This window comes from Microcoleus sp. AT8-B5, from assembly GCF_036705565.1.
In the GTDB taxonomy this organism is placed as follows: Bacteria; Cyanobacteriota; Cyanobacteriia; order Cyanobacteriales; family Microcoleaceae; genus Microcoleus.
In genome coordinates this window covers 98572-112157 of sequence record NZ_JAUBUY010000004.1, presented here as the reverse complement: position 1 = coordinate 112157, position 13586 = coordinate 98572, and the positions used below count along the sequence as shown (strand labels likewise).

The following is a 13586-nucleotide window of genomic DNA, read 5'->3' as shown; positions in this document are numbered from 1 at the left end:
AAGAATTGCTTTAGCTCTCCTGCGATGATTATGGGATGTTTGGTTTCAGGCTTTTTAAATTCGCCAACAGTCTATTGAAATCGCCCGCGATTCTTCAACCCACAAATTTAACAATTCGCATTTTTAACCCCCAATTTCAAGCACTATTTTACCGGTTACTGAGCCTGTTTCTAACAGTTCGTGAGCGGCTTGCGCTTCTTCGAGAGGGAAAGTTTTGCTGACGTGAATTTTTAGCAAGTTGCGATCGCACAAACGAGCACACTTCTGCAAAATATGAGCCTGCTGTTCCTGTTCCTCCACCAAACCTTCCAGCATCGGTGTCAACATTAATTCCAGACTAATTCGCAGATTCCGCATTCTCGCTGTTTTCAAATTGCCCAAAGCCGGATCGGGTTCCAAAATTGTTACCAAATCCCCATAAATTTTCACAGTCGGAATAGTTTGGTAAAAAGTTTCTCCCCCGACTGTATCGAAAGCCAAATCAACTCCTTGCCCTTGAGTCCAAGTCAAAACCTCATCGACAACATTGGTATTTTTGTATAAAATAACTGAATCTGCACCTAGGTGCTTGACAAAATTGGCTTTTTCCTCTGAACTAACAGTCGTGCAAACCTCTGCCCCCTGTAACTTCGCCAACTGTATCGCGACGTGGCCGACACCGCCGGCACCAGCTTGAATCAGCACCTTCTTTGATAACACCTGACCGGCTTGCAAGCGCCCTCGATCGTACAGCGATTCCCAAGCTGTAATTAAAACTAACGGTGCCGCCGCCGCCTCGGCAAAACTTAAAGCAGCAGGCTTGAGGGCGAGAAAGCGTTCGTCTACAACGGCAAACTCGGTATAAGTACCGATCGATCCGCCCAAACCGCCATTGCAGAAAAAAACCTCGTCTCCCACTTGGAAACTTTGCACACCAGCACCGACAGCCTCTACGACTCCGGCACCGTCGCACCCCAAAACGTGAGGAGTTTTATCGGGGTAAAAAGTGCCGCGCGATCGCAACTTAGTATCTATCGGATTGATACCCGCCGCTCGCAACCGCACCAAAACTTCAGTTTCTCTTTGTATAGTAGGGGCGGGGATATCTTGCAGTTTCAATACGGACGGGCTTCCGGGCGTTTCAAAAACGATTGCTTTCATCAGGGATATTAACTCTCTTGTCGCTTTCACCTGCAATCCTACCTTGTATGCGTTACTCATTCATGACCAAGAAACTGGGATACAAGCCCCGTCACTTCGGCGGAGTTTATCCGCCGAAGGGCTCAGTACATCGCCTTCTAGGACGGCTTTATCTTTATTTTCCTAATAAGCTCCCTGAATACATCGTTTTGCGTTCTATTCGTAAGCTTGCAATATTCCGCAAGTTTCTCATATTCTTCATCAGAACATCTAATAGTTAACTTTTTCATGCCGTCAATATGCCGTCAGTTATGCTAAGATAATAACATGAAAGCAAGATACCAGTACCGATTCTACCCAACCGACCAACAGCAACAGAGCTTAGCTCAGTTGTTTGGTTGTGTGCGAGTAGTGTGGAACGATGCTCTAGCGCTGTGCAAGCAATCAGAGAAAAAGCCCAAATCCGCAGAGCTTCAGAAAATAGTAATTACTCAGGCAAAGCAGACAATCGAAAGAGCTTGGTTGGGGGAAGTGTCAAACATTCCACTACAGCAGTCTGTAGCAGATTTAGAGACAGCATTTAAGAACTTTTTCGACTCCTGTAAGGGCAAGAGAAAGGGACGCAAGGTTGGTTATCCTAAGTTCAAAAAAAGGACTAGCAGCCAGTCGGCAAGACTTACTCGCGGTGGTTTTTCTTTTAAAGGCAATGGTGTCTATTTAGCCAAAATAGGAATCGTCAACCCTATATGGTCTAGGAAATTGCCGTCTAAACCTAGCTCTGTCACAGTAATCAAAGACTGTGCAAACCGCTATTTTTTGAGTTTTGTTGTAGAGCTTGGGCCAATTCAAATTGAGGCTAAGAGTCCAAGTATCGGAATTGACTTAGGGATTAAAACTTTTGCAGTAATGAGTAAGGGTGAAAAAGCTAAAAGTCCCAGTTATAAAAAGTTAGACCGAAAAGTTCGCCAACTCCAGCGCAAAGAGGCCCGTCAGCCCAAAGATTCTAAAAGAAGAAATGTAACTCGAATTAAAATTGCTAAACTACATAATCGCATTGCCGATACCCGTAAAGATTTCCTACACAAACTGTCAACCAAAATAGTCAACGAAAACCAAGTGATTATTCTGGAAGATTTGAACGTGTCAGGAATGCTAAAGAATCGGAAACTTTCAAGGGCAATTAGTCAGCAAGGATGGAGGGAGTTTAGAACTCTCTGTGAAGCCAAATCCGAAAAGTTTGGCAGAGAGTTTCAAGTAATTAGCAGGTGGGAACCTACCAGTCAAGTTTGTGCGGACTGTGGCTTTAAATGGGGTAAAATCGATTTGTCTATTCGTTCAGTGCTTTGCCTGAGTTGTGGTACTGAGCAAGACAGAGATAAAAACGCTTCTAGGAATATAGAACAAGTCGGGATGGGGAATCGCCACGACTCTAAACGGACGCAGAGGGATTGTCAGACTAGCAACGGTTAGCAGAACCCTGTGAAGCGTCAAGAATCACCGCACCTGATAGTCGGTGAGTATTTCAAGATACTTAGTTATTTTTAAATAGATTGGCTTCAGATAACTACAACAATTTTCGAGCGGTGTTAATCGATGTTCGATCTAAATTTATTTTTTTACTTTGAGATTTTTGCATATCTTCTGGGATTATCGGCGATTTTAGCCTTGGCGTCCGCGATTTATCTTAAGTGGCAGCCAATGCCCCCCCGTCTGCCGCCGGCCGAAGAGCAACGGCAGTTGCCACAATTAAACGATGATTTATCTGCCGGATTGAAAATTCGGAAAAACTTTGTGATTTTTCCCAACTCAAATCGGTTGCCGGCAACTGACAGCTTCTTGGGTAAAGTTTTAGGTATGGGTCGCGCTGTATTCTTGGCTAAGCAACAGCGCCTAAGTGTGAATTATTCGCCTATTCTGGGGCCTGGAAATAGCAAAACGCTAAGTCTGAGCATTGCGGGTTCGATGGGGCAAAATCCCGATCGCCCGAATGCCGAGAATCCTCCCAAAGTTACTGCTTCCGCGCAATTAGAGGAAGATTTACTGGGCGAAATCCTAGCAGGTACTGATTCGCCGGGGGGAGCAGAATTCTTTGATGCCTTAGTTTGCCACTTAGCCTCAGCACTCGGAGTTCGCACCGCCGTCGCTGCCAAATCGATTAAGTCGAAGGCACGCACCGATACTGCTGCCGATAGATTGCAACTTATCAGTTTTTGGAGCGACGGACAGCAGCAGCCAAATTTTGAGTGCGACACTGCCAATACTCCCGAAGCGCGGGTGCTGGAGGAGGGAATGTATTCCTGTCCAGACTACCTCGGGGAAACCTTTCCAGAAGACCGCAGACCGGTAGTTACGGGTGCGCGCAGTTTCCTGGGAGTCTTGCTGAAAAACTCTTACGGCGAACCTTTAGGGATTATTTGTATTTTTCACGATCGACCCCTGGTGGAAGCACATCTTGCCAAATTCCGATTAATTCTCAGTATCTTTGCTGGACGGGCGGCCGCTGAATTAGAGCGGCAGCGCCTAGAAGCAGCACTGTCTACTGTAGAAGCGAAATACTGTGCCCTGGTAGAACAAATGCCCGCTGTCACCTACATTTCTCCCCTCAACCGCAAGGCTGCCAAACTTTACATCAGCCCGCAAATTGAGACTTTTCTAGGTTATTCTGTAGCTGAATGGAGAGCAGATCCCGACCTGTGGCTGAAACTCGTTCACCCAGAAGACCGCGATCGCGTGTTAGTGGAAAACGCCACACAGAAATTCAGCGAGGGAGAAGATATCTTCTGCGAGGGGTCGCTGGTTTCAGAATACCGCGCGATCGCCCGCAACGGTCGAGTCGTCTGGTTCCGCGATCAAGCTACCGCAGTTCGCGATGAAGCAAGCAAGTCTGTCATCCTTCAAGGCGCAATGTTTGACATCACAGAGACTAAAGTAGCTGCCAGCGCGTTGCTAGAAAGCGAATATCGCTATTACACCTTGGCAAAAATACTGCCGGTCGGGATTTTCCGCGCCGATGCTGCTGGAGATTGCTTGTACGTCAATGAGCGATTTTTGGAGATGGCGGGACTGACTGCGCCAAAGGCACTCGGCGAAGGTTGGGCGCAAAGTTTGCATCCCGAAGACCGCGAGCGTGTTTTGAGCCAGTGGTATCGCGCTGTCATAGACAAGTTGCCATGTAAGTTAGAGTACCGCTTTTGCAACGGTGAGTTGACAACCTGGGTATTTTGGCAAGCAGTGCCAGAAATTACCAAAAGCGGGGAAGTTCTAGGCTATCTCGGCACGTTGACCGATATCACCGATCGCAAGCAGGCAGAATTCGCGCTGCAACAGGCCGAAGAGAAATACCGCAGTATTTTTGAAAATGCGATCGAAGGCATTTTCCAGACAACGCCCGACGGACGCTACCTCAGCGCTAACCCTGCTTTGGCGAGAATTTACGGCTATTCCTCGGCCGCCGACTTGATCGCGAACATACGCAACATCGACAGCCAACTCTACCTCGATCCCAACCGCCGTGTCGAGTTTTTGCGCGCGATCGAAAAACACGGTTTTGTGTCTGAGTTCGAGTCCCAAGTTTACCGCGCTGACGGCACTACTATCTGGGTTTCCGAGAACGGCCGGGCAGTTCGCGATCCTGACGGAAATTTACTTTACTACGAAGGCACTGTCGAAGATATTACCCTCCGCAAAATAGCAGAAGATAAGTTGGTACACGATGCTTTGCACGATATGCTAACCGGTTTGCCCAACCGAGCTTTATTTATGGATCGCTTGGGGCACGCGATCGATCTTTCCAAACGCCGCCCCGAAATTTTGTTTGCGGTGCTGTTTATCGATCTCGATCGCTTTAAGGTTGTTAACGACAGTTTGGGGCATTTAGTGGGCGATCGGTTGCTCATCGCGATCGCGCAGCGCCTGGGAATCTGTTTGCGCGCTGGAGATACCGTTGCGCGTCTTGGTGGCGACGAATTCGCTATTTTGCTGGAAAATATCAAAAGCACCGAGGATGCGATCCAGATTGCCGAACGAGTGCAAGCGGAACTGGCAGAGCCTTTTTACCTTAACGAATATCAAGTTTTTACCAGTGCTAGCATTGGGATTGTTTGTTCTGGTTTGCCTCGATATCCAAGGGAAACTAGCAAACTGTCGAGTCCCGAAAATTTGGGAAATATCGATCGGGAAACTTCTTTGTCTGGCTTATCTTCCGACTCTCCTGTTCCCAATGTCCCGTTCCCAATGTTGTACGATCGGCCTGAAGAACTGCTCCGAGATGCAGATGCGGCCATGTATCATGCTAAGGGATTGGGCAAAGCTCGCCACGAAGTTTTTGACTTAAGTATGCACACTCGCGCCGTCGCCCTTTTGCAACTGGAAAACGACCTGCGACGCGCTTTAGACTCCCAGGAATTTCAGCTTTACTATCAGCCTATCGTCTCTCTTGTTACTGGTAGAATCAGCGGTTTTGAAGCGCTGCTGCGGTGGTATCACCCGCAGCGGGGTGTCGTAGCTCCTGGCGAGTTTATTTTAGTAGCTGAAGAAACTAGATTGATTATACCTATTGGCTGGTGGATGATGCGATCGGCTTGCCATCAGATCCACGAGTGGCACCAAAAATTCCCCGAAAATCCGCCGTTGACTGTCAGCGTCAACCTTTCTAACCAACAATTTAAACAACCGGATTTAATCGATCGCATTCGCGACATTTTACAAGAAACTCAGCTTGACCCCCGCACTTTAAAGGTAGAAATTACTGAAGGCGTCATCATGGAGAATGCCGAATCAGCAGTGGCTATCCTCGCGGAATTGAAAAATTTACAAATTCAATTATATATTGACGATTTCGGCACTGGCTATTCTTCTTTGAGCCGCCTGCACACTTTTCCAACTGATGCTTTAAAAATCGATCGAGCTTTTGTCAGCCGCATGACTGAAGATGAAGGCAACGAAGCGATTGTACAGACTATTTTAATTTTAGCCAGTCATTTAGGCATGGATGTAATTGCTGAAGGCATCGAAACCAGCGAACAGCTTAATTTACTTAGAGCGCTGCAATGCGAATACGGACAAGGATACTTTTTCTCAAAGCCGATAGACAGCATCGCAGCCACACTTTTAATAGAAAGTCAACCCCAATGGTAAGGATCGCGAATTAAATAACTTACAATTTTAATTGTTATTGTGGAAGTTATTTAATTCTCATTCCTAATTAGTCAGGAGTCGTTAGTCATTGGTCATCAGCCATTGGTAATTGGTAGTTGGTAATAAGAAGTCGAAAGTTAAAAGTTAAAACATTCCTTCTGACTAATGACTAATGACTAATGACTAATGACTAATGACTTAAACTTTCGCTTCCAAGGACTTGAGAAACTCAGTATTTACCCCCGACTCGCGCGTCAGGGCAATTTTCCCAGTACGAGCAATTTCCTTAATCCCAAATCTATTCAGCACCTGGACGATCGCCACCATTTTACCGGGATCTCCGACAACTTCCAATGTCAGCGTATCATCACCAATATCCACCACTCGCGCTCTAAAAATTTGAGCTAACTCAATGATCTCCGATCGCGTCCCGCTAGCAGCATTAACTTTCAGCAACATCAACTCCCGTTCCACACAGGGAATTTCCGTTATATCCTGAACTTTAAGCACGTTAATCAACTTGTACAGTTGCTTTGTCAACTGCTCAATAACTTGGTCATCTCCGGGTACAACCATCGTAATCCGAGACACTCCCCCTTGTTCCGCCGGGCCAACGGCCAGACTTTCAATATTAAAACCCCGACGGGCAAACAAACCAGCAATTCGAGTGAGGACACCCGCTTCATCTTCAACTAAAACCGAAAGAGTGTGTTTCATCAGAAAATTGGGTAGAAACCTCGTCCTTTTAGGACGGCTTTATATTACAATATAATTGGTCAACGACCCACCCGAGACGATGGATCAAACAGCCTATACGAGCGAAGTTCAGCCCGAGGTGCTGGCGGCGAAGCAAAATCGGTAGACCGGTTCAAGAGGATAGGGCAATGGTAAACATCCCTAGAATCAAAACGAAGAAGAATTCCGTTTGGTATTCGACACATAAAAACCGCTTTCTCTTGCGGGGTTAGTCTGTGGAGCGAACATAAGACCAAATCTCTTTTAGGGTGGAGGCAGTTGCGAAGAAGCAGAAATTCAAATCGTGAGGTTTGGGAATCCCCGTCCGCGACGGTCGGGGTGGATGTCAATTCTCCAAAAAGACGCATTTCGTGCAATTCTACTTTCGCCCATTCGCCTGAGACCAGAAATGCACGCCCATTCAACCTGCCTTAGACATTTTATCGCGAGTTACTGGCCGTTCCTTTCCAGGAAAAAACAATATATTAAGCTGTCGGGGCGCCTAGTAACGCCCGATCGACAATATCACTCATAGATCGGCGTAAATCCGCCCCCACCCGCTTATTTTTGTCGATCGCACGCACATGATCTAAGTTTTTTTGTGTACGAACCTACACAATTACTTGAGCGAATAAAAACTTGAAAGGTCGGGCGGCCCACTGGGACTGAAATTTTGAGACCAATTGGTCTCAAAATTCCTTCAGAGAAAAACCCGGTGTTGCAGAGATGGCATCTGGCGGCGGACTTGTTCTAGTCGATCGGGATTAATTTCTGCAATTGCCACACCCGGTTCGTCTCCAGCATCCGCCAAAACGGCACCCCAAGGGTCTACAATCATCGCGTGACCGTGTGTTTGACGGCGGCCGTAGTGGTGTCCAGTCTGTGCAGGTGCGATCGTATAACAAGTATTCTCGATCGCCCTAGCTTGCAACAAAACCTTCCAGTGATCCTTGCCAGTGTAAGCAGTAAACGCCGCCGGCACGAACAAAATATCAGCCCCCTTGTACGACAAATGCCTGTACACCTCCGGGAACCGCACGTCGTAGCACACCGAAAGTCCTAGGGTGCCCAAATCCGGCGACACATAAACAGGGGGCAAATCTTCACCAGCTTTCACAGTGTTCGATTCCCTGTAAGTAATGCCGTCTGGCACATTCACATCAAACAAATGTACTTTTCTGTACCTTGCCACTTCAGTGCCGTTTGGGTCTACCAGCAAACAAGTATTGTATACCTTCCCCCCGGTCGTCGGCACTGGAAATCCGCCGCCCAGAATCGTTACCTGGAACCGCTGGGCCATCGTTTTGAGGAATTTTTCGCTTTGGATGCCGATCGCCTCTGCTGAAGCAATCTTTTCCTCCTCTTCGCCCATAAACGAGAAATTTTCTGGTAAGGAAACTAACTCCGCACCCCGACGCACTGCCAGGTCGATTAATTCCTCTGCCTGAACCAAATTTTTTTGCAGGTCAGGCAAGCTAGTCATTTGAATTGCTGCGGCGAGATAAGACTTCATCGATTCAAAATATTAGTCAATAGTCAATAGTCAATAGTCATTAGTCATTAGTCATTAGCCATTGGGAACTAATTTGATAACTAAATAGTTTAGATCCTTGGGTTTTACCCATCTCGGCGCTGGTTTTGCCCGAACTGGTATGGTTTGAGAGTTTTGATATTTGAGTTTTAAATTAGCCTGTAACTCATCACTCAAAACTCAAAACTCTCAACTTTTTACTCCTAGGTTTTGTAACCTAATTTCCTTCAAATCTTACGGCATCGGATGGAAAAGCAGGTCGGGGAAAAAGCGGTTAAATTCAATTAAAGCCGCAGCTTGAATAGATATCCAAAGGATAGCCAATACTGGTGCTGTCGAAAGAAACTTGACAAAGTATTGCATGAATTCTGCTCCTGAAAATTCCAGACAGTTGGTAATTGCCGATCGGTCTAGCGCGCTAATTGCTATTTTCTAGTTAACTACTTAACTGTTAGCTATTAGCTCTTCTCCATTTCCCAATTTTAGCGGGGGGAAACAGTAATTTCGTCGTCCTTCGCAAACATTTCACCGCTGGTGATTGATGTGAGAGCTGCCAGAGGCCATAAAACGCCGCTCAGCATACATTTGATTGCCAAAGGAACGTCGATAATAATCTCTTTTTCCTCTGGGGTTGCTGATTTCTTGGTAACTTGCAGATAAGAACGGCCCACCCAACCAATCCAACCTGCGATATACAAGAACAGTATGCTAGGAATCAAAAAGTCCCCTGCTTTGCTCAAGTTGCCGTCTACGATTAAGTGCGGGTATCCTTCCGGGCCGCACATAGCTTGAGAATAGCGATCGAATCTTGCTTTCGCAGATGCGGGGTCGCCATTGGTTGAACGTGCATTTTTAGCCAGTTCCTTGAATTCGGGAGAGTCCTTGCACGGCACTAAATTGTAAGCCGAAGCAACTGGAGCAAAACTGATCCAGACACTCAACACTAAAATTGCAGCAAACAATCGTCGCATGGAATTGTTTCCTTTTGTTACAAAACAATAAGTTTTTGTACAAGCATTTCAACTTGCCGATCTGGAATCCAGATTACCGTGTTTGTTGACAGTGTAAAGTATCCATCATTGATGTGGCAAAGTCCAATAGAATGAGGGATTCCCGTTCTCATAGGTCAATGCTGAGCTAGCAATACCGCGAGGATATTCCTTCATTGCATCCGATGATGGTCTTACCTGTCGATCGGGCAAAAATCCCTTAACAATAACCTGAGTACAGGTAGAGCGGGGGACTTGCGCCGAATTAGTTAAGCTAGCAATAACTAACCTATCAAATAAAATTAGCAGTTAATGGCAACCATTTTCGCAATCGAAACAAGTTGTGACGAAACAGCAGCAGCAATTGTTAAGAATCGTCAAGTTTGCAGCAATGTTGTAGCATCGCAAATTAAAATCCACCAGCAGTTTGGCGGGGTAGTACCGGAAGTCGCTTCGCGGAGTCACCTAGAAATGCTCAATCAGGTAATTGCCCAGTGTCTCGGTGAAGCAAACCTGAGTTGGTCAGAAATTGACGGCATTGCAGCGACTTGTGCCCCCGGTTTAGTAGGTGCATTGTTAGTCGGGCTGACAGCGGCGAAAAGCTTGGCAATAGTCCATCAAAAACCTTTTTTAGGCGTCCATCACCTCGAAGGACACATCTACGCTTCTTACCTTACCGAACCCGACTTGCAGCCACCGTTTTTGTGTTTGTTAGTTTCCGGGGGCCACACTAGCTTTATTTACGTCAAAGATTGCGGCGTTTATGAAACAGTAGGACACACACGCGACGACGCCGCAGGCGAAGCTTTTGATAAAGTCGCGAGACTGTTGCAGCTAGGATATCCCGGCGGGCCGCTGATTGACAAATTGGCCGCCCTTGGCAATCCCCAAGCATACCCTCTACCAGAAGGCAGAATTTCCTTGCCCGGTGGTGGCTACCATCCTTACGACAGTAGTTTTAGCGGGTTGAAAACTGCTGTTTTGCAATTAGTGCAGAAACTCAAGAAACAAAATAACAATGTGGGTGAGGAAGGCATCTTGACTGCCTCTACAATTAATGATATTGCGGCCAGCTTTCAGGAAACTGTAGCTAAGGGTTTAACAAAAAGAGCGATCGACTGTGCCGTAAATTTCGGGCTTACCACTATTGTAGTCGGCGGCGGAGTTGCAGCAAACAGCGGACTGCGAAAACACTTACAAGCAGCAGCAGCCAAACACAACTTGCGGGTATTGTTTCCGCCATTAAAATATTGTACAGACAACGCAGCAATGATCGGCTGTGCGGCGGCAGAACACTTGCAGCGAGGACACACATCACCACTCACTTTGGGAGCAAATTCAAGAATGGCTGTCAGCGATATTATGGAACTGTACAAGAGTCATTAGTCATTAGTTGTTAGTCATTAGTTATTAGTCATTAGTTATTAGTCATTAGTTAACAGTCATATCATATCCGATCGAGTGACCGCGATTAAAAGGGCGGGTTTTTGAGATTGTCAATTATTGGCAGATGTTTTTCGTGAACCCGCCCCTACCGTATTAAGGGTAATCGACAGGACATAATATCATTAGTTAACAGTTAACAGTCAACAGTCAACAGTCAACAGTCAACCCAACGATGAAAATCCGATCCGCAAAAGAAAGCGATTTGCCAGCAATTGTCCAAATATATAACGCAGCAATACCGGGCAGAATGGCCACAGCCGATTTAAAACCAGTCTCAGTCGAAAGCCGCCTCCCGTGGTACAGAGAACACTCCCCAAATTCCTGGCCGATTTGGGTAATGGAATCAGAACAAAATATTGTTGGTTGGCTGAGTTTGCAGATTTTCTACGGACGCGCTGCCTATCAGCATACAGCAGAAGTTAGCATCTACGTCGCACCCGATCGCCAACGCTGCGGAATCGGACAAAAATTATTGCAATCGGCAATTGTGCGGAGTCCAGAATTGAAGCTAAAAACTCTCATAGGAATAATTTTTGCTCACAATCAGCCGAGTGTAAGATTGTTTGAGAAATTTGGCTTTCAGCGGTGGGGATATCTGCCGCAAGTTGCCGAACTTGACGGCGTTGAAAGAGATGTCGTAATTCTGGGTTTGCGTTGTCTTTAGGGAAACGGCAATGCCCATTGGTGTCAGCTTAAACTGTCAGTCCGCCCAATCATTCCGTCCGCCCGTCAGTCCGCCAGGGAATGAATTCCCTGTCTAATAGCGAAAGTCCTCTTAAGAGGACTAATGAATCTTAAATTTTTCTTCTCAGTCCTCTTAAGAGGACTTTCGCTTTGAGGCAGGGGTTGAAACCCCTGCCGGAGTATCGGTTGTACGTTAAGTTGTCACCAATGGGCATTGCCGTGTCCTAATTTGGAGGAAACGGCAACACCTTGTCTTGATTTGTAGGGAAACGGCAATGCCGTGTCCTAATTTGGAGGAAACGGCATTGCCGTTTCCCTGGCTCAATCTGGTAAAATTGTAATTTCATCCAAAGATGCGATCGCCACATCAGCATTTTCCAAATGACTAACCTGGGCCTTTCCCCAACAAATCCCGATACAGCCAGCCGCGCCCGCATTTTTACCCATCTGAATATCGCCCGCTGAATCTCCCACCATCAAAGTTGCTGCGGGATTTACTCCGAGTTTCTCACAAGCTTGCAAAAACAATTTCGGGTCTGGTTTATGAAGCGTTGAATCAACTCCCATTTCTAACTGAATGTAGTCAGCTAATGCGTGGTGTTTCACAAACTTCTGCACCGATTCTGTTGTAGCAGCCGAAAGAATTCCCAGTTTTAAACCCGCTTCCGAAAGATATTTCAGCACTTCCAAACTGCCGACAAATAAAGGAGAAACTGCACTATTTTTAAACATTTCGTCAGCTTCATCAAAAGCGCGACGCGCAATAGTTAAAGATTCTAGCCATCCCCTGCCGGTTTCGGCGATGTATCCCGCCGCCACAATCTCATTTTCCCTACGACTACCGACGGCCAGCAAGCCTGTGGGGTCGATGCTGCCACCTTCGATGCCGAAAGCCATTTGTAAAGGCTCTCCAACGCCCGGAATTTGAGCGTCTGCGAGGCGCGATCGCTTAATCCCCAACAATCTCAAAAATTCTTGAGAATCCTCTAGAGTGCCGTCTTTGTCAAAGATTACGGCTTGGATATTCGAGAAGGTAATGCCCCGACATTTAATAGTTACCAAGAATCTGAACTCCGTAATATTTATATCAGGACACAACAATGTTGTGTCCCTACAATATCATGTGCGATCGATTAACCATAATACAATACGCTTGGGTTAGTTTGATACTCCCCACCGATGAATCGGGGGGATTCTTGACGTATTCCATAAAAGAACTTTCAAAGGCGTTATCAAGGCACCTCTACCCACTCAGCTTGAACGAGTCCAAACCTTGCGTATACTTTTAGCTTTTTATACTTTCAGAGTCCATCGCAACGCCAGATAGGTACGCTCAATAATTCACTGTTACTTGTTTGGTCAGGCTACGGTCAAGCCGAGACGAACCAACTCAGGAGTTTCACCTTATTAAATTATTTCAACACGTAGATGGTTATTCTTAATCGATGTAATTAGTGTATCATTTCAATTAAATTTGTGCAATTATTTTAAGGCGACTAAATAAGTCGCAGCCACGTTCCTCCCCATGTCTAAAGCCAGGGGCTTCCCGCTCGTTTTTCGGTGAAAAAAACCGATCGTGCGTAGGTTGGGCCCGTGAAACGGAGGGTGCGCTACGCTCGGAGCCCACCTACAGAAGAGTATTGAACCATAACATGGCGGCCGGGGCGGGTTTTTGAGATTGTCAATTATTGGCAGGTATTGTTGGTGAACCCGCCCCTACGAAAATCGCGCTCGATGACCGGAGATCATATCAGTGGCCGAGGCGGGTTTTTGAGATTGTCAATTATTGGCAGGTATTGTTGGTGAACCCTTCGACTACACTCAGGGCATCGCCCGCCCCTCCAAGAATCACGCTCAATTGACATGATTTCTGTAGGGGCGGGTTCACCCTGATCTTCAACACAAATCCCAAATTCAATAAACCCGCCCCGGCCGGATATTACGAT

Annotated in this window: 11 protein-coding genes; 4 read left to right on the top strand and 7 right to left on the bottom strand. The window is 46.5% G+C overall.

The genetic code is table 11. The features are described 5' to 3' along the window. Positions 1 to 123 precede the first annotated feature (123 nt). The gene (locus tag QUB39_RS04495; RefSeq protein WP_333209295.1) at positions 124 to 1140 is read right to left on the bottom strand and encodes a zinc-dependent alcohol dehydrogenase family protein; all 1017 of its coding nucleotides are present in this window, start codon (positions 1138 to 1140) and stop codon (positions 124 to 126) included. Between the two features lie 137 nt (positions 1141 to 1277). Beyond that, positions 1278 to 1409 (bottom strand): ribbon-helix-helix protein, CopG family, encoded by a 132-nt coding sequence (locus tag QUB39_RS30520; RefSeq protein ID WP_445243008.1) that lies wholly within the window; start codon positions 1407 to 1409, stop codon positions 1278 to 1280. Between the two features lie 37 nt (positions 1410 to 1446). Here QUB39_RS30520 and QUB39_RS04490 point away from each other — a divergent pair, with 37 nt between their 5' ends. Together QUB39_RS04490 and QUB39_RS04485 are read left to right on the top strand one after the other, a co-directional pair. Beyond that, entirely contained in the window at positions 1447 to 2589 is a 1143-nt protein-coding gene (locus tag QUB39_RS04490) for a transposase (protein WP_333054402.1), read from the top strand. 123 nt (positions 2590 to 2712) lie between these two features. Beyond that, complete coding sequence (locus QUB39_RS04485; RefSeq protein WP_333337467.1) at positions 2713 to 6255, top strand: EAL domain-containing protein; 3543 nt, start codon at positions 2713 to 2715, stop codon at positions 6253 to 6255. Between the two features lie 198 nt (positions 6256 to 6453). Here QUB39_RS04485 and ilvN read toward each other — a convergent pair whose 3' ends face one another. The 4 genes from ilvN to QUB39_RS04465 all read right to left on the bottom strand — a co-directional run bounded on the left by ilvN (position 6454) and on the right by QUB39_RS04465 (position 9492). Beyond that, on the bottom strand, positions 6454 to 6972 hold the full coding sequence (gene ilvN, locus QUB39_RS04480; RefSeq protein WP_333054405.1) for an acetolactate synthase small subunit: 519 nt from the start codon (positions 6970 to 6972) through the stop codon (positions 6454 to 6456). A gap of 718 nt (positions 6973 to 7690) precedes the next feature. Further along, positions 7691 to 8503 (bottom strand): carbon-nitrogen hydrolase family protein, encoded by an 813-nt coding sequence (locus QUB39_RS04475; RefSeq protein ID WP_333054406.1) that lies wholly within the window; start codon positions 8501 to 8503, stop codon positions 7691 to 7693. 252 nt (positions 8504 to 8755) lie between these two features. After that, a complete protein-coding gene (gene psaJ, locus QUB39_RS04470; protein ID WP_333037175.1) occupies positions 8756 to 8884 on the bottom strand; it encodes a photosystem I reaction center subunit IX in 129 nt (42 codons plus the stop codon). 119 nt (positions 8885 to 9003) lie between these two features. Beyond that, positions 9004 to 9492, bottom strand: a complete 489-nt coding sequence (locus tag QUB39_RS04465) for a Photosystem I reaction center subunit III (protein WP_333037176.1) — start codon at positions 9490 to 9492, stop codon at positions 9004 to 9006. Positions 9493 to 9822: 330 nt separating this feature from the next. On the opposite strand from QUB39_RS04465, the gene tsaD reads away from it, so the two are divergent. Together tsaD and QUB39_RS04455 are read left to right on the top strand one after the other, a co-directional pair. After that, positions 9823 to 10896 carry a tRNA (adenosine(37)-N6)-threonylcarbamoyltransferase complex transferase subunit TsaD gene (gene tsaD, locus QUB39_RS04460; protein ID WP_333054408.1) on the top strand — a complete coding sequence of 358 codons (1074 nt, stop codon included), beginning with the start codon at positions 9823 to 9825 and terminating at the stop codon, positions 10894 to 10896. Between the two features lie 232 nt (positions 10897 to 11128). Beyond that, complete coding sequence (locus tag QUB39_RS04455; RefSeq protein WP_333054409.1) at positions 11129 to 11620, top strand: N-acetyltransferase family protein; 492 nt, start codon at positions 11129 to 11131, stop codon at positions 11618 to 11620. Positions 11621 to 11961: 341 nt separating this feature from the next. Here the strand turns inward: QUB39_RS04455 and QUB39_RS04450 are convergent, their stop codons facing one another. After that, positions 11962 to 12702, bottom strand: a complete 741-nt coding sequence (locus QUB39_RS04450) for an HAD family hydrolase (RefSeq protein ID WP_333054410.1) — start codon at positions 12700 to 12702, stop codon at positions 11962 to 11964. Between the last annotated feature and the right edge of the window lie 884 nt (positions 12703 to 13586).